This window comes from Lachnospiraceae bacterium oral taxon 096, assembly GCA_018141845.1.
Lineage (GTDB): Bacteria > Bacillota > Clostridia > Lachnospirales > Lachnospiraceae > F0428.
Genome location: CP073340.1, coordinates 1,540,995 through 1,564,031 on the forward strand (window position 1 = coordinate 1,540,995; position 23,037 = coordinate 1,564,031).

Annotated in this window: 20 protein-coding genes; all 20 read left to right on the top strand. The window is 42.0% G+C overall.

Annotated features, from left to right (window positions below; translation table 11 throughout):
- Positions 1 to 14: 14 nt before the first annotated feature.
- Positions 15 to 1,187 carry an ABC transporter substrate-binding protein gene (locus J5A74_07660; GenBank protein ID QUI96856.1) on the top strand — a complete coding sequence of 391 codons (1,173 nt, stop codon included), beginning with the start codon at positions 15 to 17 and terminating at the stop codon, positions 1,185 to 1,187.
- An 81-nt stretch (positions 1,188 to 1,268) separates the two neighbouring features.
- Positions 1,269 to 2,156 (top strand): branched-chain amino acid ABC transporter permease, encoded by an 888-nt coding sequence (locus J5A74_07665; protein QUI95261.1) that lies wholly within the window; start codon positions 1,269 to 1,271, stop codon positions 2,154 to 2,156.
- Positions 2,157 to 2,163: 7 nt separating this feature from the next.
- Positions 2,164 to 3,132, top strand: a complete 969-nt coding sequence (locus J5A74_07670; protein QUI95262.1) for a branched-chain amino acid ABC transporter permease — start codon at positions 2,164 to 2,166, stop codon at positions 3,130 to 3,132.
- A gap of 1 nt (position 3,133) precedes the next feature.
- Positions 3,134 to 3,892: an ABC transporter ATP-binding protein gene (locus J5A74_07675; protein ID QUI95263.1), complete on the top strand. Its 759-nt coding sequence runs from the start codon at positions 3,134 to 3,136 to the stop codon at positions 3,890 to 3,892.
- Positions 3,893 to 3,898: 6 nt separating this feature from the next.
- The gene (locus tag J5A74_07680) at positions 3,899 to 4,603 is read left to right on the top strand and encodes an ABC transporter ATP-binding protein (GenBank protein ID QUI95264.1); all 705 of its coding nucleotides are present in this window, start codon (positions 3,899 to 3,901) and stop codon (positions 4,601 to 4,603) included.
- Positions 4,604 to 4,623: 20 nt separating this feature from the next.
- Positions 4,624 to 5,124 carry a hypothetical protein gene (locus tag J5A74_07685; GenBank protein ID QUI95265.1) on the top strand — a complete coding sequence of 167 codons (501 nt, stop codon included), beginning with the start codon at positions 4,624 to 4,626 and terminating at the stop codon, positions 5,122 to 5,124.
- A 325-nt stretch (positions 5,125 to 5,449) separates the two neighbouring features.
- Positions 5,450 to 8,044 carry an alanine--tRNA ligase gene (alaS, locus tag J5A74_07690; GenBank protein QUI96857.1) on the top strand — a complete coding sequence of 865 codons (2,595 nt, stop codon included), beginning with the start codon at positions 5,450 to 5,452 and terminating at the stop codon, positions 8,042 to 8,044.
- 88 nt (positions 8,045 to 8,132) lie between these two features.
- Positions 8,133 to 8,309: a 30S ribosomal protein S21 gene (gene rpsU / locus J5A74_07695; protein QUI95266.1), complete on the top strand. Its 177-nt coding sequence runs from the start codon at positions 8,133 to 8,135 to the stop codon at positions 8,307 to 8,309.
- Between the two features lie 144 nt (positions 8,310 to 8,453).
- A complete protein-coding gene (locus J5A74_07700; GenBank protein QUI95267.1) occupies positions 8,454 to 9,434 on the top strand; it encodes a PhoH family protein in 981 nt (326 codons plus the stop codon).
- Between the two features lie 4 nt (positions 9,435 to 9,438).
- Positions 9,439 to 9,930, top strand: coding sequence for an rRNA maturation RNase YbeY (gene ybeY, locus J5A74_07705; GenBank protein QUI95268.1), 492 nt, complete (start codon positions 9,439 to 9,441; stop codon positions 9,928 to 9,930).
- A gap of 1 nt (position 9,931) precedes the next feature.
- Positions 9,932 to 11,602 (top strand): polysaccharide biosynthesis protein, encoded by a 1,671-nt coding sequence (locus tag J5A74_07710; protein QUI96858.1) that lies wholly within the window; start codon positions 9,932 to 9,934, stop codon positions 11,600 to 11,602.
- A gap of 14 nt (positions 11,603 to 11,616) precedes the next feature.
- Positions 11,617 to 12,819 (top strand): aminoacetone oxidase family FAD-binding enzyme, encoded by a 1,203-nt coding sequence (locus J5A74_07715; GenBank protein ID QUI95269.1) that lies wholly within the window; start codon positions 11,617 to 11,619, stop codon positions 12,817 to 12,819.
- 2 nt (positions 12,820 to 12,821) lie between these two features.
- A complete protein-coding gene (locus tag J5A74_07720) occupies positions 12,822 to 14,429 on the top strand; it encodes an FAD-dependent oxidoreductase (GenBank protein ID QUI95270.1) in 1,608 nt (535 codons plus the stop codon).
- 1 nt (position 14,430) lies between these two features.
- Positions 14,431 to 15,273 carry a glutamate 5-kinase gene (gene proB, locus J5A74_07725; GenBank protein QUI95271.1) on the top strand — a complete coding sequence of 281 codons (843 nt, stop codon included), beginning with the start codon at positions 14,431 to 14,433 and terminating at the stop codon, positions 15,271 to 15,273.
- A gap of 23 nt (positions 15,274 to 15,296) precedes the next feature.
- The gene (locus J5A74_07730) at positions 15,297 to 15,518 is read left to right on the top strand and encodes a DUF896 domain-containing protein (GenBank protein ID QUI95272.1); all 222 of its coding nucleotides are present in this window, start codon (positions 15,297 to 15,299) and stop codon (positions 15,516 to 15,518) included.
- Entirely contained in the window at positions 15,511 to 16,107 is a 597-nt protein-coding gene (locus J5A74_07735) for a 5-formyltetrahydrofolate cyclo-ligase (GenBank protein QUI95273.1), read from the top strand. Before J5A74_07730 ends, J5A74_07735 begins: the two co-directional genes overlap by 8 nt.
- Positions 16,108 to 16,122: 15 nt before the next feature.
- Positions 16,123 to 17,598 carry a tRNA (N6-isopentenyl adenosine(37)-C2)-methylthiotransferase MiaB gene (gene miaB / locus J5A74_07740; GenBank protein ID QUI95274.1) on the top strand — a complete coding sequence of 492 codons (1,476 nt, stop codon included), beginning with the start codon at positions 16,123 to 16,125 and terminating at the stop codon, positions 17,596 to 17,598.
- A 17-nt stretch (positions 17,599 to 17,615) separates the two neighbouring features.
- Complete coding sequence (gene mutS, locus J5A74_07745) at positions 17,616 to 20,234, top strand: DNA mismatch repair protein MutS (GenBank protein ID QUI96859.1); 2,619 nt, start codon at positions 17,616 to 17,618, stop codon at positions 20,232 to 20,234.
- A gap of 11 nt (positions 20,235 to 20,245) precedes the next feature.
- Complete coding sequence (gene mutL / locus J5A74_07750; GenBank protein ID QUI95275.1) at positions 20,246 to 22,105, top strand: DNA mismatch repair endonuclease MutL; 1,860 nt, start codon at positions 20,246 to 20,248, stop codon at positions 22,103 to 22,105.
- Positions 22,102 to 23,031 (top strand): tRNA (adenosine(37)-N6)-dimethylallyltransferase MiaA, encoded by a 930-nt coding sequence (miaA, locus tag J5A74_07755; GenBank protein ID QUI95276.1) that lies wholly within the window; start codon positions 22,102 to 22,104, stop codon positions 23,029 to 23,031. Before mutL ends, miaA begins: the two co-directional genes overlap by 4 nt.
- Positions 23,032 to 23,037: the final 6 nt, after the last annotated feature.

Consider the following 23,037-nt stretch of genomic DNA (forward strand, 5'->3'; position numbering starts at 1 on the left):
CATTGTCACTTGCTATGGTGGCATCACTTGCAGCATGTGGAACGAGCGCGCCAAAGGATGGCAAAGCGACAACACAGTCAACAGAGAAAAAGGCTGAGGATAAGAAGGCAGATGCAGGTACAAAGACAGATACAAAGGACGTCTTTACCATTGGTGCTATTGGACCGCTTACAGGAAGTGCAGCATCTTATGGAACATCCGTAAAAAATGCAGTAGAGATTGCCATTGATGAGATTAATGCCGCAGGCGGTGTTAAGGTGGGCGATAAGAATGTAAAGTTAGCACTTGATTTTCAGGATGACCAGGCCAAGGAAGATCAGGCTGTCACCGCATACAATAAGTTAATGAGCGATGGAATGGATGTGTTGCTTGGTTGTGTGACGAGTGGATCATCTCTTGCCGTGACATCCCTTTCGGCACAAGATAAGATTTTACAGATTACACCATCAGGTTCAGCAGCAGATATTACAGCAAATGACAATGTATTTCGTCTTTGCTTTACCGATCCTTTACAGGGAAAAACATTGGCTGACTTTGTTGCTGGTAAAGACTACAGTAAGATTGCCATCTTGTACAACAATGCAGATGAGTATTCTACAGGAATTAAGGACGCATTTAAGGAAGAGTTAAAGGCCAAGGGCAAGGACAGTATTGTTGTTGATGAGGAGTCCTTTAAGACAGAGGATGTTGACTATACAACCCAGCTGACAAAAATTAAGAATGCAGGTGCAGAGGCCATCTTTGTTCCGGCATATTATCAGGCAGCAGCGTATATTACACAGCAGGCCAAGAGTGCAGGAATGAATACTGCATTTATCGGTTCTGATGGATGGGATGGTGTGATTGCACAGGTGACAGATAAGAGTGCCGTAGAGGGAGCTGTATTTTTGAGCCCATTCCTTGCATCAGATCCTTCAGCAAAGAAGTTTGTAGATGCCTATAAGGCAAAGTACAATGCAACTCCAGATCAGTTTGCGGCAGATGGATATGACACAGTGTATGTGATTAAGGCAGCATTGGAAAAGGCAGGATCAACCAAGAGCGAGGATCTCATTGCTGCGATGACACAGATTGAAGTTGATGGATTGACAGGTAAGGTGACATTCGATGCATCGGGTGAGCCAAACAAAGAGGCAAAGTTTGTTACGATTACCAATGGGGAGTATGTTCCTTATCAGGCAAAGTAGTAAAAACTTTAGTGGAGATGTCGCATAGAGGTGATATCTCCATTTTTTTATAGATAGGCTATTTTATGGAGAGGTAAAACTATGTTTGTAAATTTCATTGAGCAGCTACTCAACGGTCTGCGTACGGGTAGTGTCTATGCTCTGATTGCATTGGGCTATACGATGGTCTATGGTATTGCAAAGATGATTAACTTTGCACATGGAGATATCATTATGGTCGGAGCCTATGCACTCTATGTGTTGGCGGCAATGGTGCAGGTCAATGTGCCCATCCCTGTCGCTATTATTTTGACCATTATTTTTTGTGCAGTTGTGGGAATTGTCATTGAAAAGCTTGCCTACAAACCACTTCGAAGTGCACCACCTTTAGCTGTGTTAATTACGGCGATTGGTATGAGCTACTTATTACAAAGCGTTGCCCTTTTGATCTTTAAGGGAACACCAATTTCTTTTGGCTCTGTGATTCCAAAGATTAATCTTTCCTTTGGGCCAATTGTAGTTTCAAGTATTACCGTGGTGACATTGATTGTGACGGCCATTGCTATGATACTCCTTACCCTCTTTATCAATAAGACCAAGATGGGAAGTGCCATGCGTGCAGTGGCTGAGGACAAGGGAGCAGCAGAGTTGATGGGTATTGATGTCAATGCGACCATTTCGTTGACCTTTGCCATTGGAAGTGCCTTGGCGGCTGTTGCAGGGATTCTCTATGTCAGCCAGTATGAGAGCTTAAGCCCAACACTTGGTGCATTGCCAGGTATTAAGGCCTTTGTCGCAGCAGTTTTGGGGGGAATTGGAAGCATCCCTGGAGCAATGCTTGGCGGTATTATTTTGGGGATTATTGAGAGTTTATCTAAGGCATATATTTCTTCAGATCTTGCCGATGCCATTGTATTTGGGGTGTTGGTTGTTGTACTTTTGGTAAAGCCATCTGGACTTCTTGGCAAGAAGAAATTAGTGAAAGTGTAGGTGGAGTATGACAAAGAAAAAGGGAAAAATAATTAAGAATGTGATTCTAATTGTAGTCGTCTATGCATTGATTACCATACTCCTCAAGGGGGGAATGCTCAATCGCCAATATCGTTCGCTTTTGGTGCCGATTGGGGTCAATATTATGCTTGCGGTGTCACTAAACTTAGTCACTGGATTTTTGGGAGAACTCTCTCTAGGTCATGCTTGTTTTATGTCCATCGGAGCTTATACAAGTTCTTTGACCTCCATTTATTTAGTTCATTCCTTGCCAACACCGATTGGTTTTGCCATTTCTTTGCTTGTGGGTGGCATTGTGGCCGCTGTTTTTGGATTATTAATTGGAATTCCAGTGCTTCGACTCAATGGTGATTATCTAGCGATTGTCACCCTTGCCTTCGGAGAGATTGTAAAGTCAGTGATTAATGTTATTGGGATTACAGGAGGAGCAAAGGGACTTTCAAAGATTCCCCTTCGCTCAGACTACAACAACTATACTTTGGTCTTTATTTTGACCGTGTTGACGATTGTATTTATTGTAAATTTTGTTCATTCAAGAGATGGTCGTGCGATCACTGCTATTCGAGACAATGAGATTGCCACAGAGTCTATTGGTATTAAGGTCAGTACTTATAAGATTAAGGCTTTTGTCATTGCGGCTTTTTTTGCTGGAGTGGCAGGCTGTGTCTATGCACACAATGTAGGTATTATTAAGCCACAGACCTTTGATTATAACAAATCGATTGAGATTTTGGTTATCGTGGTGCTCGGTGGAATGGGCAGTGTCACAGGTTCGGTCATTGCAGCTATTGTGTTGACGATTCTTCCAGAGTTTTTGCGTGGTGCCGACAATTTGCGTATGCTGTTGTATGCTGTTGTATTAATTCTCATTATGATCTTTAATCACAGCAAGATTAAAGAGGGACTGTTGAATAATAAAACTACTAGAAAATTGCTGGGAAAGGGGGAGGTGTAGTATGGCATTACTGGAGTGTAAAAATCTGGGCATTATGTTTGGTGGACTAAAGGCCGTTGATAACTTCAACTTAAAGATTGAAGAAGGACAGCTCTACGGCTTAATTGGGCCAAATGGTGCTGGAAAAACAACGGTGTTTAATTTGCTCACAGGTGTCTATAAGCCGACCTCAGGAAGTATTCATTTGCAGGGAGGACAGATTTCAGGTCTTGCACCGACACAAATTTGTAAGAGGGGCGTGGCCAGAACTTTTCAAAATATTCGTCTTTTTGACAAGATGAGCGTATTAGACAATGTAAAGACGGCCTTGCACAATGAAATTCAATATGGATTATTTTCAGCCATGCTTCATGGACCAAATTATCACAAGAAGGAAAGACAGATGAATGAAAAGGCCATAGAGATTTTGAAGGTCTTTGGCCTAGATAGTTTTTGTGATTGGAAGGCGGGAAATCTGCCCTATGGTCAGCAGAGAAAGTTAGAAATTGCGAGAGCTTTGGCCACAGGACCAAAACTTTTGCTTCTCGATGAGCCAGCAGCAGGAATGAACCCACAGGAGACACAGGAATTGATGGATACTATCACATTGATTCGCAAGCGCTACCATATGACTATTCTTTTGATTGAACACGATATGAAATTAGTGGCAGGAATTTGTGAGTATTTGACTGTATTAAATTTTGGAACAGAATTAGCGAGTGGAACCCCAGAGGTTGTGCTCAATGATCCAAAGGTAGTTACAGCATATTTAGGAGAGTAAAAATAAATGTTTCAAGTAGAAAATATTACCGTAAATTATGGTATGATTCAGGCAGTCAGAGGAGTTTCCTTTGAGGTCAATCAAGGAGAGATTGTGGCATTGATTGGAGCAAATGGTGCGGGAAAGACCACAATTTTACATACAATCACAGGATTGATGCATCCAAAATCTGGATCCATTACTTTTGAAGGTCAGGATATTACCAATCGACCGGCACATAAAATTGTTGGTCTTGGTGTTGCCCATGTGCCAGAGGGACGGCGAGTGTTTGCTGACCTTTCGGTTATTGAAAATCTTCGCCTTGGTGCGTATACTAGAAGTGATAAGGCAGAGATTGAACGGGATATTGAAAATATTTATCAAAAGTTTCCAAGATTGAAGGAAAGAAAGAATCAGTTGGCTGGTACATTGTCTGGTGGAGAACAGCAAATGCTTGCCATGGGAAGGGCATTGATGAGTAGACCAAAGATGATTGTCATGGATGAGCCTTCGATGGGACTGTCTCCTCTCTATGTCGGAGAGATTTTTAATATTATTGAAGAAATTCATCAATCGGGAACAACAGTACTTTTGGTTGAGCAAAATGCAAAGAAGGCACTTTCGATTGCCGACCGTGCCTATGTGCTGGAGACAGGAAAGGTAGTTCTTACTGGAGATGCAAAGAAATTGATGAATGATGAATCGGTCAAGAAGGCCTATTTGAGCGAGTAGAGAATGGGAGCGGGTGGAGAATGGAAAAGGTAGATATCTATAGTATGACGGTGACAGGAGAGGCGGAGGAAGGCCCAGGTGGCTATGGCACGATTTTGCGGTGGAAAGATAGAGAAGGAAAATTTCACCAAAAGACAATGGCTCAGGGACAGACCTATACTGATCAATTGAGTCTTTCTTTGGAGGGACTCATTGCAGGATTAATAGAATTGGGCGGTTCCTGTCAAGTGGATCTATACACAGATCAGGTCTTTATCTACGATGCCATTCGCCTAAAGTGGACGGAACGCTGGGTCAAAGAGGGATTTCAAAGAAAAAAATCAGGCTATGTCAAACATGCAACGCAGTGGATGGAACTAATTAAATGTTTGAATCGCCATTATGTGCAGGCACACAAAATCATACTAGAACAGATGGACGAGCCTGAAAAAAAGTGTGAGCAGTTGGCAAGGAAAGCCTTTTCGGCTGCACAGCTAGTGATACAAATGAGCAAGAAGCAAGAGGAGAAGAATGAGCAATAGGAAGAAATTAAATTTGATTATTTTTGTTATTCTTGTTGTAGGAATTGCCCTGAGCGTTGGCGTTCACCTTGCAGTTTCTATATAGCTATGCTATGATTTAGCAAGAACAGTTGGTTTTTGAGGAAAAGAGGTGAATGGGATGATTGCAGTGACATCAGCTTTGCTTGCCGCTATTATTAAGGCAATTTGCTATGCTATATTGGCCTTCATCGGCATTAAGATTGGCATCAGAATGCGCAAGAGAAAAAATGAGAAGATAAAAAAATAAGAGGTAATATTCGGAGGCAATATGACTAAGAAGTACGGATTGAACGAGATTAGAAAGATGTTTTTGGACTACTTTGAAAGCCAAGGACATCTGGTGTTGAAGAGCTTTTCTCTCGTTCCACATAATGATAACAGCTTGTTGTTAATCAATGCGGGTATGGCACCATTAAAGCCATATTTTACTGGACAGGAAATTCCACCAAGAAGACGAGTGGCAACTTGCCAAAAGTGTATCAGAACAGGTGATATTGAAAATGTCGGAAAGACGGCAAGACATGGTACATTTTTTGAGATGCTTGGAAATTTTTCTTTTGGAGATTATTTTAAGCATGAAGCCATTCATTGGACATGGGAGTTTTTAACCAAGATCATTGGGCTTGATCCAAATCGCCTCTATCCTACAGTCTTTGAAGAAGACGATGAGGCATTTGAGATCTGGACAAAGGAGATTGGTTTAGCTCCGGAGAGAATTCATCGCTTTGACAAGAGTGAGAATTTCTGGGAGCATGGCTCAGGTCCTTGTGGTCCTTGTTCAGAGGTGTATTATGACCGCGGTGAAAAGTACGGAAAGGACGAATATGTTGGCTCCGAAGGCGATCGCTTTATGGAAGTTTGGAACAATGTATTTACTCAATTTGAAAATGACGGACAGGGCCATTACACTGAATTAAAGAATAAAAATATTGATACAGGAATGGGACTTGAACGACTTGCTGTGGTTGTACAGGATGTCGATAGCATTTTTGAAGTGGATACCATTAAAGCTCTTCTTGATGAGGTGGCTGGTATTGCTGGTACAAAGTATAAGGAAGATGAGAAGAAGGATGTCTCTCTTCGACTAATTACAGATCATATTCGTTCCTGTACATTTATGATTTCTGATGGAATTATGCCAAGCAATGAGGGAAGGGGCTATGTCCTCAGAAGGCTTCTTCGCCGTGCAGCGCGCCATGGAAGAATGTTAGGAATTGAGGGAGAGTTCCTTGCAAAGCTTGCACAGACAGTGATTGAACTCAGCAAGGATGGCTATCCAGAGTTAGAAGAAAAGAAGGAGATGATCTTAAAAGTACTCACCGAGGAGGAGAGTAAGTTTGATAAGACCATTGACCAGGGACTGGCTATTCTTTCAGAAATGGAAGAGAAGATGGCTAGAGATGGCGTAAAGGTGATGAGCGGAGAGGATGCCTTTAAGCTCTATGACACCTATGGATTTCCAATTGATTTGACCAAGGAAATTATGGAAGAAAAGGGATTTTCTATTGACGAAGAGGGATTTGTTGCGGCAATGGAAAATCAGAGAGAGACAGCAAGAAAGGCAAGAAAGACAACCAATTATATGGGAGCTGATGTCACAGTCTATCAGTCTCTTGATCCAGCATTGACCACCGTCTTTACAGGATATGATTCCCTAAAGACGGAAGGAAAGATTATGGCACTCACTACAGATACAGAAGTAGTTGAAGCACTTACAGACGGTCAAGAAGGAACCATTGTGACCGATAAGTCCCCATTTTATGCGACCATGGGCGGACAAAATGCAGATGTCGGTGTGATCTTTACTGATGACGCAGAATTTGTTGTCGAAGACACAATAAAGTTACCAGGTGACAAGATCGGACACATTGGCCATGTGACCAAGGGAATGTTTACTATGTCCGATGTGGTCGAGATGGAAGTCGACGCAAAAAATAGAGAAAACACAGCAAAAAATCACAGTTGTACCCATCTATTGCACAAGGCTCTTCGAGAAATTCTTGGAAACCATGTCGAGCAGGCAGGAAGTTTGGTGGATGCCCATCGCCTTCGCTTTGACTTTACTCATTTTCAGAGCTTAACTGGCGAAGAGATTCGTATGGTCGAGGACTTAGTCAATCAAGAAATTAAGGCGGCCTTGCCTGTTGTGACTGAGGTGATGGATGTAGAGTCAGCAAAAAAGAGCGGAGCAATGGCACTATTTGGCGAAAAATATCATGGCGATGTGCGTGTGGTCAGCATGGGAGATTTTTCAAAAGAACTTTGTGGCGGAACTCATGTAAAGAACACTTCAGAAATCGGCGCCTTTAAGATTATTTCGGAGAGTGGAATTGCAGCAGGTGTCAGAAGAATTGAGGCACTTACAGGAGATGCACTCAATGACTATTATAGAGGATTGGAAGAAAAGTTACAGACCTTGGCAAAACAATTAAAGACCAATGTCTCTGAGCTTGGCGATCGCATCGACAATCTTCTCGAAGAGGTCAAGGCATTAAAGTCAGAAAATGATCAATTAAAGAGCAAACTCGCCAATGAGGCCATGGGCAATGCGGCAGAAAATATTGTTGATGTCAAGGGTGTCAAGCTCCTTGCAATGAAAGTAGAAGGCGTGGAGATGAATGAACTGAGAAATCTGGGCGATCAGCTAAAGAAGGACACAGATGATGGCGTTGTGGTCTTAGCCTCACAGGTTGAAGGAAAGGTCAATTTGATGGTAATGGCTGGAGAGAGTGCAGTCAAAAAGGGTGCACATGCTGGAAATATTGTCAAGGCGATTGCAGGATTTGTTGGCGGTGGCGGTGGTGGTCGTCCAAATATGGCACAGGCCGGTGGAAAGAAGCCAGAGGGCATAGATGAGGCACTTTTAGCAGCAAAGACCACTTTAGATCAGCAGTTGTAAAAGTTTTTGAAAGCTATTGACCTTTTACTAAAATATGATATAATGAGTAAGGTTTTTATTTCACAACCGGAGGGAGGTTAGTTTTTCGATGTCAAACGTGATTGTGAAAGATAACGAGAGTCTCGACAGCGCATTGAGAAGATTTAAGAGAAATTGCGCAAAAGCTGGTATCCAGCAGGAGATCCGTAAGAGAGAGCATTACGAGAAGCCAAGTGTAAGACGCAAGAAGAAGTCTGAAGCTGCTAGAAAACGTAAATTCAACTAATGCATAGTTCAATACCCGGTCATTGCGACCGGGTATTTTTCATTGTCGTGCTAATTGTTGACTGTGTTCTAGTGATGTGATAATATTTTGCTATAATCATACGGAAAGGAGTGCCCATTTTTGTGATTGGGCGGGAAGACAAATTTGGCAATAGTAGAAAATATCATTGATATTCCGATGGAACATGAGAGAAATGTATGTGGAGATTTCGATACCTATTTAAAGAAAATTGAACGGACATTGCATGTCACGATTTTGGAGAGAGATGGTGCAATTAAGATAATGGGTCCCGAGGAATATGTAGTGAGAGCAAAGTCTATATTTTCAAATTTAATTGAATTGTCAAAGAGAGGCAATCAAATCACAGAGCAAAATGTGGATTATGCGATTTCACTTTCCTACACAGAGGGCGATGACAAGATATTAGAGATCGATAAGGATGTGATTGCAAGAACCATCAATGGAAAGCCAATTAAACCCAAAACGCTTGGACAAAAGGCCTATATTGATGCTATTCGAAAGAAAATGATTGTCTTTGGTGTGGGACCAGCAGGTACAGGAAAGACCTATCTTGCCATGGCGATGGCCATTCAGGCGTTTAAGGACGGTCAGGTCAATCGCATTATTTTGACTAGACCAGCCATCGAGGCAGGGGAAAAGTTGGGATTTTTGCCGGGGGATTTGCAAAGTAAGATTGATCCTTACCTTCGTCCGCTCTACGATGCACTCTATCAAATTATGGGGGCGGAGAGTTACTTGCACAATGCAGAAAAGGGGCTGATAGAGGTGGCTCCTCTTGCCTATATGAGAGGAAGGACACTGGACAATGCCTATATTATTCTTGACGAAGCACAAAATACAACGCCTGCACAGATGAAGATGTTTCTCACTCGCATTGGCTTTGGCTCAAAGGTTGTCATCACTGGAGACCGCTCGCAGAAAGACTTGCCAAGTGGGGCAGTTTCTGGACTGGATGTGGCGATTAAGATTTTATCAAAAGTTGAAGATATTGGAATTTGTGAGTTGAGCACCAAGGATGTCGTGCGCCATCCATTGGTACAAAAGATCGTGGAGGCCTATGATGCCTATGAAAAAAAGCACAACACAACCAAGAGAGTGAGGTGATGAGGTGACATTTGAAATTACCAATGAGACAGAGATTGACCTTGAAATAGAGTATCAAAAAATCATTGAAGATGCCATTATGGCCTCACTGGATGAAGAAAAATGTCCGTATGAGGCGGAAGTATCGGTGACGATTACAGATGATGAGGGCATTCATCAAATCAATAGAGAATTTCGAAAAATTGACCGTGCCACAGATGTCTTGTCATTTCCTATGAATGAGTTTGAAAAACCTGGAGAGTTTGACCACCTTGAGGAAGAGGGAACCTTTAATCCAGAGACAGGGGAATTGATGCTGGGAGATATTGTACTTTCGGCAGAGCATATTATTCAACAGGCCAAGGAATATGGACATTCCAGGGAGAGAGAGTTGGCATTTTTGGTTGTGCACAGTATGTTGCATCTGATGGGCTATGATCATATGGAAGACGAGGAAAGAATCGCCATGGAAGAAAGGCAGAGACAAATCCTAGATGGAAGGGGATACACAAGATAATATGGACAATCAATTAACACCAAAGTCAAGGAAGAAGGGAAATAAGGCAAGATCGGGTTCAAACTTTGTCGTGCAAGGATCAATTCTTGCTGTGGCAGGTATTTTGGTGCGTATTATTGGTCTTGCCTACCGTGTGCCATTGACAAGAACGATTGGAGAAGAGGGAAATGGATATTATGCGGCAGCATATAATGTCTATGCGATTATGCTCCTCTTGTCCTCGTATAGTCTTCCGCTGGCTGTAAGTAAGATGGTGTCGGCGAGAATGGCCACGGGCGAGACAGAGGGAGTACATCGCATATTGAGGGCAGCACTGATTTATGCGACCATTGTCGGAGGGCTTGGCTGTGCGATTGTATGGTTTGGTGCAGATTTCTTTGCCAATACTTTTTTTGGTATGCCATTGAGTAAATATGCACTCTTACCACTGGCACCGACGATCTGGATTATGGCTTATTTGGGTGTATTTCGAGGCTATTTTCAGGGACATAAGACGATGATACCGACATCGGTCTCTCAGATTTTAGAACAGATCATCAATGCGGTGGTCAGTGTCGGCGCAGCCATATGGCTGAGTGAGTTGGCAGCAAAAAGTTTAGAGGATGATTCAACAAGAAGAGCCTATGGTGCGGCAGGCGGTACGATTGGTACAGGTGCAGGAGCCCTCTTTGCTCTTGTTATTCTTTTGATTTGGTTTTTCGTTAGCTATAAAAGTTATGCTCGGGTAAGTAGTGGAGAAAAAAAGAAAAAGGAAAGCTACAAGCAAATCACAAGACTTTTAATTTACAATGTCGTTCCTGTGATTGCTTCGACGGCGGTCTACAATATTAATAGTATTATTGACACTAGTATTTTTGGAAATTTAATGCAATATCTTGGCAGTGCAAAGGTTGATAATGCCAAGCAATATGGCATTTATACAGGATATTATCTTCTTTTAATCAATGTGCCTGTGGCTATTTCCAATGCTCTGTCCTCGTCATTGATTCCAACACTTTCTCAGGCGACCGCTGCAAGAGAGAGAGGAAAGGTCAGAGAGACGATTGCAACCTCTATTCGCTTTTCCATGCTGGTGGCGTTGCCATGTGCCGTGGGACTTGCTGTGCTTTCTGAGCCCATTATTACGATGCTCTTTGGGCGAAATGAAACCGCAACAATGCTTCTTCGCATTGGCTCTATTGCCGTAGTTTTGTATTCGCTGTCTACGATTACCAATGCAGTACTACAGGGAACCAATCATATGAGTTTGCCAGTGAAAAATTCAGTAATTTCGCTAATTATTCACTGTATAGCCTTAGTGGCAATGATTATGTTCTTCCACTTGGGCATCTATAGTTTGGTCTTTGCCAATATTGTCTTTGCCCTTTGTATGTGTATCTTAAATGCAAGGCAGATGAGGAGATATTTGCGCTATCGCCAGGAAATCGTCAAGACCTATATTGGACCAGCTTTAGCTTCGATCACTATGGGCGTGGTGACCTATCTTGTTTATACAGGCTTTTCAAGATTTATTCGCAGAGGTTCACTTGCTGTATTGGTGGCCATTTTGGCTGCAATGTTAAGCTATGCGATTGCTGTGGTTAAATTCCATGTAATCAATGAAGTTGAGCTTCGTGCGATGCCAAAGGGAAGAGGCTTGGTGAGAATCTTTAAGAAGATGCATTTGATGTAGAGTAGAGGGCAGTGATGAAGGTAGGAATTGTTGGAGCGGGTGCATCGGGACTTGCTGCTGCTATTGCAGCAGCAAAAGCTGGTGCTAAGGTGATTGTGTGGGAACACAACAAAAGTGTGGGAAAAAAGATTTTAGCTACAGGAAATGGAAAGTGTAACTACACAAATCTCTTGATGAATCCAGATTGTTTTCATTTAAAAGAGGGGGCGGTGCCCCTTCAAGTCGTTGAAGATTTTGGACCAGAAGATGCCATTGCGTTTTTTCAAGAGCTTGGTGTGGAGCCATTTTCAAGGGATGGCTATATCTATCCAAAGTCAGAGCAGGCCGTGGCCATTGCACAGGCTTTGGAGGTAGGAGTTAGGCGATGGGGGGGAGAAATCGTGACAGAGGTCTCCATTGCCAAGATCAAAAGGGAAAAAAATGGTTGGAATGTCATTGCACAAGATAGACAGTGGAATGTGGATCGCATCATTATTGCAACAGGATTAAAAGCTTCCCCGACTACAGGGTCGGATGGAAGTTTTTTGACGCTCATAGAGCAAATGGGCTATCAAGTCAAGTCACCACTTCCTGCTCTTTGTGCACTCTATGCTCAGGAAAAGAATTTTTTTAAAAAGGTCGCTGGTGTGCGCATCAAATGTGGATTGGATGTGAGCGTCGATCAAAACATTGTGGCCAGTGAATATGGAGAGTTGCAGTTGACAGATTACGGTCTGTCAGGAATTCCCATTTTTCAAGTCAGTGGAAGAGTGGCCAGGGCAATTTTTGAAAAAAAGAAAGTGGAGATTATTGTTCATTTTGTGGAGGACAAATCTTTTTTGTTGGAAAGAAAAGAGCGTTTTGCAGAGGAAAGTATGGGCTTTTTTGGCAATGGAATACTAAATAATAAGTTGTGGAAGGCATTCCTTTCTCAGTTTGCTATTGCCGAAGAAGAAAAGGTGATGAAGGTTTCAAAAACAAAATTGAACAAGTTATTTGACTTTTTATTATCGGCAAATTTTGTCATTGAAAAGAGTGCGACTTTTGACAAGGCTCAAGTTTGTAGCGGTGGCATTTGCTGTAAGGAAATTAATTTTTCTGATATGAGTAGCAAAAGAGATAGGGCACTATTTTTTGTTGGAGAAATCATTGATGTCGATGGTATCTGTGGTGGCTATAATCTACATTGGGCCTGGGCAAGTGGAATTCGAGCAGGTAGAAGTGCGGCGAAAGGATAAATATGATTAGAATCAGTGGTCTTTTGTTGTCTGTGTATCACGATCAACAGGCAATGATGAAAAAAATTGCAAGTAAATTGCATATAAAACCAGCACAATTAGGAAAGATAGAAATTGTGCGTCGCTCCATTGATGCGAGAAAAAAGCAGGACATTCTCTATAATTACACTTTGGATGTCGAAGTGGAGGGCGAAAATCAAGTACTTGCTCGACTAAAAAAAGAAAAAAATATCGAGCAGACAAAAAGGACGGTTTATGAATTGCCCAAGATGGGAGAGGAAAAGTTAAAATATCGTCCTGTTGTTGTGGGATTTGGACCAGCGGGAATTTTTGCAGCACTTTCCTTAGCTAGAAGGGGTTATCGACCAATTGTCATCGAGCGAGGAGAAGAGGTTGAGGCTAGAAGTAAGACCGTGGAAGAATTTTGGAAGAGTGGAAAACTCAATGAGGAGTCCAATGTCAGCTTTGGCGAAGGTGGTGCAGGCACATTTAGTGATGGAAAATTAAATACCTTAGTCAAAGATCACATTGGAAGAAATACCTTTGTGATGCGAACCTTAGTTGAGTTTGGAGCAGATAAGGAGATTATCTATGACCACAAGCCACATATTGGTACAGACCGATTAAAAGAAGTGATTGCCGGCATAAGAAAGGAAATTATTCGCTGTGGTGGAGAAGTGCATTTTCGTACAAAGCTCTGTGACATTAAGGAAGAAAATGGAAAAATTTGTGGCATTGAGGTAGAGTGTGGAAAGGAAAGAGCTTATTGGAATACTCAGGTACTTATCTTGGCCATAGGGCACAGTGCAAGGGATACTTTTTTTATGCTCAAAGAAAGGAATTTGAGCATGGAGGCGAAGGCCTTTGCCATTGGTGTTCGAATGCAACATCCACAGGAGATGATTGATATTTCGCAATATGGAGAAAAGGAAGCGAAGTTTTTACATCCCGCTCCATATAAATTGACAGCAAAGACAAGTAGTGGCAGGGGTGTGTATTCTTTTTGTATGTGCCCAGGTGGATATGTGGTCAATGCCTCGACACAGAAAAATAGATTAGCGATTAATGGAATGAGTTATCACGACCGAGATTCAGCATCAGCAAACTCGGCCATTATCGTCACTGTGGGTGTGGAAGATTTTGGATTTGATGGACCACTTGCAGGAATGTACTATCAGCAGGAGTTAGAACAGAGGGCATTTTTGGCGGCCAATGGAAAAATTCCAGTACAACTTTATGGAGACTTCCAGAGCGGAAAAGTGAGCAAAGAATATGGGCAGGTCAAACCTTGCTTTTGTGGGCAGGAAGAATTTGCACCTGTACACCAAATTCTTCCAGAGACGGTGTATCAATCTATTGTAGAGGTTATGCCAGAATTTGACCGAAAAATTAAGGGATTTGCAAGAGAAGATGCCATTGTTGCTGGAATTGAGTCAAGGACATCGTCGCCCGTGCGTATTCATCGAAATGAGGAGTTGCAGACCAATATTTTGGGTATCTATCCGTGTGGGGAAGGTGCAGGTTATGCAGGTGGCATTACCAGTGCAGCAATGGACGGACTAAAAGTAGCGGAGGCGATTATTAGAAAATATCACCATATGGGGAGATAAAGTGGAAAAGAGAAGCGAATTAAGAAAGAGAAAAAAGATTGTCATTAAAGTGGGATCATCGACCATCACTCACGAAAAGACAGGACAGATCAATATCGAAAAGATTGAAAAGATGGCAAGACGAATTGCCGACTTAAAGGGAATGGGAAAGGATGTCATCTTAGTTTCTTCAGGAGCTATTGCTGCAGGTCGACAAGCTCTTGGCAATGGAGAAAAACCAAAGACTTTGTCGCAAAAGCAGGCCTTTTCAGCTGTTGGTCAGGCAAGGCTGATGATGATCTACCAAAAGATTTTTTCAGAGTACAATATTACGACAGCACAGGTCTTGATGACCAAGTCGACTATGATTGAAGATGATGCTCGGTATAATGCCCAGAATACTTTTGATGAGTTATTGGCCTTGGGGGCGGTTCCGATTGTCAATGAAAATGATACAATTTCTACTTATGAGGTGCAATTTGGTGACAATGACCGACTTTCCGCCATTGTGGCTGCACTGGTCAATGCAGATTTATTGATTCTATTGTCAGATATTGACGGGCTCTATTCCGATGATCCAAGGAGAAATCAGAATGCAAAGTTTATTACTGTTGTGCCAGAGATGAATGAAGAGTTCATGAAAATGGGCAAGGGAACAAACTCCAATGTTGGCACAGGTGGAATGCAGACGAAGTTGATTGCCGCAAAGATTGCGACAGCTGCGGGAGCAGATATGGTGATTGCCAATGGAAAAAATATGGACATCATCAGTGAAGTGATGAAGGGAAGAGTGGTGGGAACCCTCTTTATGGCACATAAGAGCAAAGTTTTTGACTTAGTAAAAGTGATTGAAGAAGAGATTTAGAAAAAGATTTCGTGGAGGGGAAAATGAAACAGGAAAAAATTGATCGCATCAATGAATTAGCTATTAAGCAAAAGTCCATTGGATTGACAGAAGAAGAAAAAAAGGAGCAGGCTGACCTTCGAAAGGAATACCTTGAAGCCATCCGTGAAAGTATGCGTGCAAATTTAAATAATATCTCCATTGTAGAAAAGGATGGAAGTGTAACAGATCTTGGCAAAAAGTTTGGTGGAGAAAAGGATGAGTAGACAAGAAAAGCAAGAGATTCGAGAGCGTCTGGCCAATCAAAGGGCAAAGATGGATGAAAAAAGTGTAAGAGAACTGAGCAGTCGCATTGTCGATGTGTTGTATCGCCAGATTGAAAATTATATTTTGGAGCTCGGCACAGAAAAAAATATTATTTTTGCCTATGCAGCTAAGGGAAATGAAGTGGATTTATCTTCATTGTTTGAATTGCTTTGGAAGAGAAATGAAGGATCCAGTCAAAAGGTAAGTATTGCTCTCCCAAGAGTGCATGGAAAGCACATGGATTTTTATGTAATTGAGTCAATGGACGATCTAGAAGATGGAATTTTTGGTGTGAGAGAGCCAAAATTAAAGTGCAAAAAGGTTGAGGCGGTCAATGCCATTGTCATTACACCAGCCATTGCCTATGGCATGGATGGAACGAGAATTGGCTATGGTGCGGGCTACTATGACCGCTACTTTAAGCAAGATCGTGCTAATTTTTTGATTGGTGCAGCATATGAGTTTCAGACAGATGTCGACTTTACAGGAGAAAGTTATGATATCTGTGTGGATGCCGTGGCAACAGAAAATGGCATAAGATATATTTAGGAAAGGATTTTATTCATGGAAAAGGCAAGACAAGAGGAAATAGATCAGATGATTGACGCAATTGATTTAAGTATGCAAGAGCCAGAGGTGGAACCCTATCGCCAATATTACTTTATCAAGAAATGTCGCCAGATGATTGCCCAGTTGACAGATAAACTTGGCAGAAGGCCAACCGCTAATGTGGTGACCTTTGGCTGTCAGATGAATTCAAGAGATTCTGAAAAATTGGAGGGCATATTGGCAGATATTGGTTATACCTTTGCAGACAGCGAAGATGCCGACCTTGTCCTCTTTAATACCTGTACAGTGCGCGAAAATGCCAATGATAAGCTCTATGGTCGATTGGGACAATTAAAGCGCTATAAGGAAAAAAATCCAGACATGCTCATTGGTATCTGTGGCTGTATGATGCAAGAGGCCGAAGAAGTGGAGCGAATTAAAAAGAGCTACCGCTATGTCGATATTGTCTTTGGAACCCACAATATCTACAAGCTTGCAGAGATTTTAAATGAACGCTTGGAGGGCAATCGCCAAGTGGTTGATGTGGTGGACAAGGCCGATGAAATTGTAGAACAATTGCCAAATAAGAGACTCTATTCCTTTAAATCGGGAGTGAATATTATGTTTGGTTGCAATAATTTCTGCACCTATTGTATTGTTCCCTATGTCAGGGGAAGGGAGCGTTCAAGAGAACCAGAAGACATTATTCGTGAGATTCAAAACTTAGTTGCCGATGGTGTGGTAGAGGTGATGCTTCTTGGACAAAATGTCAATTCCTACGGAAAAAACTTAGAAAATCCCATTTCCTTTGCCCAGCTTTTGGAGAAAGTTGTTGCGATTGACGGATTAAAGAGAGTGCGCTTTATGACCTCACATCCAAAAGATTTATCGGATGATTTAATTCGTGTGATCAAGGAAAATCAAAAGATTTGTCGACATTTGCATTTGCCACTTCAATCGGGGAGTACGGCCATTTTAAAGAAGATGAACCGAGGCTATACAAAGGAAAGTTATCTAGATTTAGCTCTAAAGATTCGAAGAGAAATTCCAGAGATGAGTTTGACTACAGACATTATTGTGGGATTTCCTGGGGAGAGTGAAGAGGATTTTGAGGATACCCTCGATGTGGTTAGAAAGGTAAAATATGATTCGGCATTTACCTTTATTTATTCAAAGCGATCGGGAACGCCAGCAGCAAAGTGGGAAAATCAAGTGAGTGATGAGGTAATCAAGGAAAGATTTGACCGCTTGCTAAAGGAAGTACAAAAAGATGCCGCCAATAGCACCAAAAAGTACGAAAAAGAGACGGTGGACATTTTAGTTGAAAATCTCAATGACCACATGGATGGATATGTGACTGGACGAATGAGCAACAACATGGTTGTCCATATTCCAGGACAAAAAAGTCTTATTGGAAAGATTATTTCTGTTGTGCTCGATGAGGCCAAGGGATTTTATTACATGGGACATATGGTCGAAAGTGAGGTATAATTTTGGCTTTATCACCGATGATGACACAATATTTAGAGACAAAGAAGGAAAATCCAGATTGTCTTTTATTTTATCGCTTGGGCGATTTTTATGAAATGTTTTTTGAAGATGCCAAGATTGTGTCGCAGGAATTAGAATTGACTTTGACAGGAAAAGATTGTGGTCTTGAGGAGAGGGCTCCAATGTGTGGCGTACCCTATCACGCAGTGGAAGGATATTTGACTAGATTGGTCAGCAAGGGCTATAAAGTGGCTATTGCTGAGCAAATGGAAGATCCAAAACTTGCCAAGGGATTAGTAAAGCGAGAGGTTGTTCGCATTGTCACGCCAGGAACCATCACAAGTGAGAGTGCCCTAAGTATTGACAAGAACAATTATCTGATGGGAATAGTCTATCTCTTTGACCGCTTTGGCATCGCCACCGTTGATATTAGTACAGGTGATTTTTATGTCACTGAGGTCAATGAGACGAGAGAGCTACTAGATGAAGTACATCGCTTTGCACCAGCAGAAATTATTTGTAATCCAAGTTTTTCAATGTCGGGCATTGGTGACTTTGGCGTTACCATTTCCACGCTTGACCATCAATACTTTAACGAGGTAGAGGACGAAAAGATCCTCAAGGAACATTTTCAAGTAAAGGACATGGAAGAACTTGGGCTTTTAGAATATCCTGATGGCGTGGTGGCCGCCGGGGCGGTGATGCACTATCTATATGATACGCAAAAGTCAAGTTGTGCCCAAATTGTAAATATAAAGACCTATCGCACAGGTCAATATATGATGATTGATGCGAGCTCAAGGAGAAATTTGGAGCTTGTAGAAACCATGCGAGATAAGAAAAAGCAGGGAAGCTTATTTGGTGTGCTCGATAAGACAAAGACGGCTATGGGTGCTAGGCTCTTAAGAAGTTATATTGAACAGCCACTGATTCAAAGAGATTTGATTTTGCGTCGTCAAGAAGCGATTGAGGAATTGCTCGGAAGCTATATTGACCGAGAAGAATTGAGAGAATATCTAGGACCAGTCTATGATTTGGAAAGATTGATGGGAAAGATTAGCAGTGAAAGTGCCAATACAAGAGATTTGTTGGCCTTTGGAAGTTCGATAGATATGGTTGAGCCAATCAAGATGATTGTAAAAAACTTTCATTCTCCGATGCTTGTCCAGATCAATGAAGATCTGGATTCAATGCCTGACCTTTGTGATTTGATTAAAAGATCGCTCAATGACGAGGACACACCCATCACTTTAAAGGAGGGCAATCTCTTAAAAGATGGCTATAATGAAGATGTCGATCAACTGCGAAGAGCAAAGACAGAGGGAAAGGATTGGCTTTCTGAGTTAGAGAGCAGGGAGAGAGAAAAGACACAGATTAAGGGGCTAAAGATTAAGTTTAATAAGGTCTTTGGCTATTACTTTGAAGTGACCAATAGCTATAAAAATTTGGTGCCAGAGTATTTTATTCGAAAGCAGACACTGACCAATGCCGAGCGCTATACCAGTGAGGAGTTAAAAAAATTAGAGGGCGTAATTTTGGGAGCAGAGGACAAGTTAAAGAATCTGGAATACAGTCTCTTTGTTGGGATTCGTCAACAGATTGCAGGACAAGTAGAGAGAATCCAAAAGACGGCCAAGGCCCTGGCCATGCTCGATGTCTTTTTGTCTTTGGCAACGGTGGCAGAAAAGAATCAATATGTTCGCCCAAATATCAATGAAAAGGGATTAATTGATATTCGAGATGGTCGCCATCCTGTGGTTGAGGAGATGATGAAAGACCACGAATTTATCAGCAATGATACTTTGCTTGACCAAAACAAAAATCGGATGAGCATTATTACTGGTCCAAATATGGCAGGAAAGTCAACTTATATGCGACAGACAGCAATTATTGTCTTGATGGCACAGATGGGTTCATTTATTCCTGCAAGTGCAGGAAATATTGGAATTTGTGACCGCATCTTTACCAGAGTGGGGGCATCGGATGATTTAGCCAGTGGTCAATCGACCTTTATGGTGGAAATGATGGAGGTCGCCAACATTTTACAAAATGCCACTCGACAAAGCTTAATTATTTTGGACGAAATTGGCAGGGGAACTTCAACTTTTGATGGTCTTTCTATTGCGTGGGCTGTTGTTGAGCACATTGCCAACACAAGAATGATTGGAGCAAAGACCTTATTTGCGACACATTATCACGAGTTGTCCGAGTTAGAGGGAACTCTTTCGGGAGTCAATAACTACTGTGTCTCCGTAAAGGAGCAGGGAGAAGACATTGTGTTTCTTAGAAAGATTGTGCGAGGTGGTGCGGATAAAAGCTATGGCATTCAGGTGGCCAAACTTGCGGGTGTGCCAGAGAGTGTCCTTCTTCGGGCAAAAGAACTAGTGGAGGAGCTTTCAGGGGCAGATATTGCCACAAAAGCTAGAGAAATTGCAGAACTTGGCATACCCAAAAAGAGCAGAAAGCCCGTTTCTAAGCCAGATGATGTGGAATCAGCCCAGCTTTCTTTGATGGATGCGATGAATGACGGTGTAATAGTTACAGAGATTCGAGATATGGATTTGAACATGATGACGCCAATGGATGCGATGAACACCCTTTTGCGTTTGCAAAATAAAATCCGAAATCGAATTTAGAAAGGGTAGATATGATTGCAGTACTGGACAAGGATACCATTGATAAGATTGCTGCCGGTGAAGTAGTGGAACGACCAGCATCGATTGTAAAGGAACTGTTAGAAAATGCCATTGATGCGGGGGCCACTTCGATTACGGTGGAGATTAAGGATGGCGGAAAGAGTTTGATTCGTGTCACTGACAATGGAAGTGGCATTGCAAAGGACGAAGTGCGCATCGCCTTTTTGCGTCACGCCACGAGCAAAATTCAAAGTGCAGATGATTTACAAAACATTACCAGTTTGGGATTTCGTGGCGAGGCTTTATCGAGCATTGCGGCTGTGAGCAAAATGGAGATGATCACCAAAGTCAGATCGGAGATGGTCGGGCATTGGTATGTCATTGAAGGGGGAATTGAGCAAAGTTTTGAAGAGGTTGGGGCAGTAGATGGAACGAGTATCATTGTCAGAGATCTCTTTTTTAATACCCCTGCTAGAAGAAAATTTTTAAAGTCAAATCAAACGGAGGCGGCACATATTGCTGAGCTAGTGGAAAAGATTGCACTCTCTCATCAAGATGTGTCGATTCGCTTAATTGCCAATAATCAGGCAAAATTGCAGACATCAGGCAATGGAAATCTAAAGGACTCGATTTATCGTCTCTATGGGCGAGAAGTGGCTATGGCCCTTTTACCTGTGGAGTACCGTGCTCAGGGAATAGAAATCACAGGTGTTATTGCAAGGCCAGAGGTTTCAAGAGCCAGTCGAAGCATGGAAATGTATTTTGTGAATGGCAGGTATATTAAGGCAAAAACCATTGCCAGTGCCATTGAAGAAGGCTATGGAAATCGCCTGATGCAACATCAATATCCCTTTACCGTATTACATTATCATATTCCGCCGGAGGTGATGGATGTCAATGTCCATCCGACCAAGATGGAAGTTCGCTTTTCAGAGGAAGTAAAGATCTATGAAGTCACAAGAGATGCCATTGTGTCTGCATTGATGGAAAAGGAGCTGATCAAAAGGGTCGAGGCTGATCGTGTGCAGCTAAAGAGAGTCTCCGATCTTCCAGTGAGCGATGTGAAACAGAAAGGAAAAATATCAGAAGCCTTTGAGACGAAGCCTCAGCATAATCAACGAAAAATTCAAGAAAGAATTGAAAATTATCAAGTGCAAAGCGATCCAGTGTCAAACCCAATTTTTTTAGATAGACCACAAGAAGAAAAAACAAATCAGGTCGTAGATAAGGTGTGGAATAGCACGGAAGAGGTACCTGTTGTTGGCGAGCAGTTAAAATTTTTAGACAAGAAAAATTTGCATTTGCATAAAATTGTGGGACAAATCTTTGGCACCTATTGGATTGTCGAATTTAATCAAAAGATGATTGTGATTGACCAGCATGCGGCACATGAAAAGGTACTCTATGAGCGATTGATGAAGCAGTATCAAAACACAGTGCCATCACAGATGGTCGTTCCTCCGATCCTGTTGACCCTCACGGCTATTGAGGCCGATGCTCTCAATCAAAATCAAAAGGTATTGTCTGACCTGGGCTTTCACATCGAAAACTTTGGTGGCCATGAATATCGCATTGATGGGGTGCCTTCAATTTTGCCAAGTGTTTCAAAGAAGGAGATGCTAAAGGAATTGATCGCTGAACTTGCCGATCACAATCAGCTAAAGACACTAGAGAGTATCATTGCAAAGACGGCTTCAATGGCGTGCAAGGCAGCCGTAAAGGGGAATCACACCTTGTCACTTTTGGAGGCAAAAGCTTTGATTGATGAATTGATGAGCTTAGAGAATCCCTACAATTGTCCCCATGGAAGACCGACAATGTTTGAGATGAGTAAGTATGAAATAGAGAAGAAGTTTAAGAGGATTGTATGAGAAAATTAGTGATTATTGCAGGACCGACGGCGGTGGGAAAAACGGCCTCTTCTATTTTACTGGCAAAGAAAATTGGGGGAGAGATTATCAGTGCGGATTCGATGCAGGTTTACCGAGGAATGGATGTGGGTACGGCAAAAATTCGCAAAGAGGAGATGGAGGGTGTTCCTCATTTTCTTATTGATGCCTTTGATCCCGACGAAGAATTTAACATTGTCATCTTTCAGCAGTTAGCTAAGCAAGCGATGGAGGGAATTTATGCCCGTGGCCATATTCCAATGATTGTGGGCGGAACAGGATTTTATATTCAATCCATTCTCTATGATATTGATTTTTCTCAAGGTGATGGGGAGAATGAAGCACTCAGAGAGCATTTAGAAAAGGAATATGACCTTCTTGGAGCGGATGCGATGCAGGAAAAACTTCGTCTACTTGATCCGATTTCTGCTGATACCATTCACAAAAATAATAAAAAGAGAGTGGTGCGTGCCTTAGAATATGCCCTGACACAGAATGAACCAATTTCTGCACATAATGAGCGGGAGAAGCAGAAGAAAAGTCCATATGACTACAATTTTTTTGTGCTGAATATGGACAGAAAGATTCTTTATGATAGAATAGAACAACGTGTGGATAAGATGTTTGACGATGGCCTTGTGGAGGAAGTGAGAGATTTACAACATCGAGGATTTCATCAAAATTTAGTGTCAATGCAGGGAATTGGGTACAAGGAAGTTTTAGAATATCTCGATGGAAATTGTAGCTTAGAAGAGGCTATTGCTCAAGTTAAACAATCGACCAGACATTTTGCAAAGCGTCAGATTACCTGGTTTAAGCGAGAAAAAGGAGCACAATGGATTGATGTGACCAAGTTTCATTCGCCACAGGATTTGGCAGAATTTATGGCAGGAGAGGTAATAAAGTGAAAAATT

Excerpts from the sequence above, each read along its gene's own strand:
- J5A74_07710 (QUI96858.1), top strand. The coding sequence starts at position 9,932 with ATGGACAATCAATTAACACCAAAGTCAAGGAAGAAGGGAAATAAGGCA.
- J5A74_07660 (QUI96856.1), top strand. The coding sequence starts at position 15 with ATGGTGGCATCACTTGCAGCATGTGGAACGAGCGCGCCAAAGGATGGC.
- J5A74_07730 (QUI95272.1), top strand. The coding sequence starts at position 15,297 with ATGAAACAGGAAAAAATTGATCGCATCAATGAATTAGCTATTAAGCAA.
- J5A74_07680 (QUI95264.1), top strand. The coding sequence starts at position 3,899 with ATGTTTCAAGTAGAAAATATTACCGTAAATTATGGTATGATTCAGGCA.
- miaA (QUI95276.1), top strand. The coding sequence starts at position 22,102 with ATGAGAAAATTAGTGATTATTGCAGGACCGACGGCGGTGGGAAAAACG.
- J5A74_07715 (QUI95269.1), top strand. The coding sequence starts at position 11,617 with ATGAAGGTAGGAATTGTTGGAGCGGGTGCATCGGGACTTGCTGCTGCT.
- J5A74_07685 (QUI95265.1), top strand. The coding sequence starts at position 4,624 with ATGGAAAAGGTAGATATCTATAGTATGACGGTGACAGGAGAGGCGGAG.
- J5A74_07675 (QUI95263.1), top strand. The coding sequence starts at position 3,134 with ATGGCATTACTGGAGTGTAAAAATCTGGGCATTATGTTTGGTGGACTA.
- J5A74_07670 (QUI95262.1), top strand. The coding sequence starts at position 2,164 with ATGACAAAGAAAAAGGGAAAAATAATTAAGAATGTGATTCTAATTGTA.
- rpsU (QUI95266.1), top strand. The coding sequence starts at position 8,133 with ATGTCAAACGTGATTGTGAAAGATAACGAGAGTCTCGACAGCGCATTG.
- alaS (QUI96857.1), top strand. The coding sequence starts at position 5,450 with ATGTTTTTGGACTACTTTGAAAGCCAAGGACATCTGGTGTTGAAGAGC.
- J5A74_07720 (QUI95270.1), top strand. The coding sequence starts at position 12,822 with ATGATTAGAATCAGTGGTCTTTTGTTGTCTGTGTATCACGATCAACAG.
- miaB (QUI95274.1), top strand. The coding sequence starts at position 16,123 with ATGGAAAAGGCAAGACAAGAGGAAATAGATCAGATGATTGACGCAATT.
- mutL (QUI95275.1), top strand. The coding sequence starts at position 20,246 with ATGATTGCAGTACTGGACAAGGATACCATTGATAAGATTGCTGCCGGT.
- J5A74_07665 (QUI95261.1), top strand. The coding sequence starts at position 1,269 with ATGTTTGTAAATTTCATTGAGCAGCTACTCAACGGTCTGCGTACGGGT.
- J5A74_07735 (QUI95273.1), top strand. The coding sequence starts at position 15,511 with ATGAGTAGACAAGAAAAGCAAGAGATTCGAGAGCGTCTGGCCAATCAA.
- mutS (QUI96859.1), top strand. The coding sequence starts at position 17,616 with ATGATGACACAATATTTAGAGACAAAGAAGGAAAATCCAGATTGTCTT.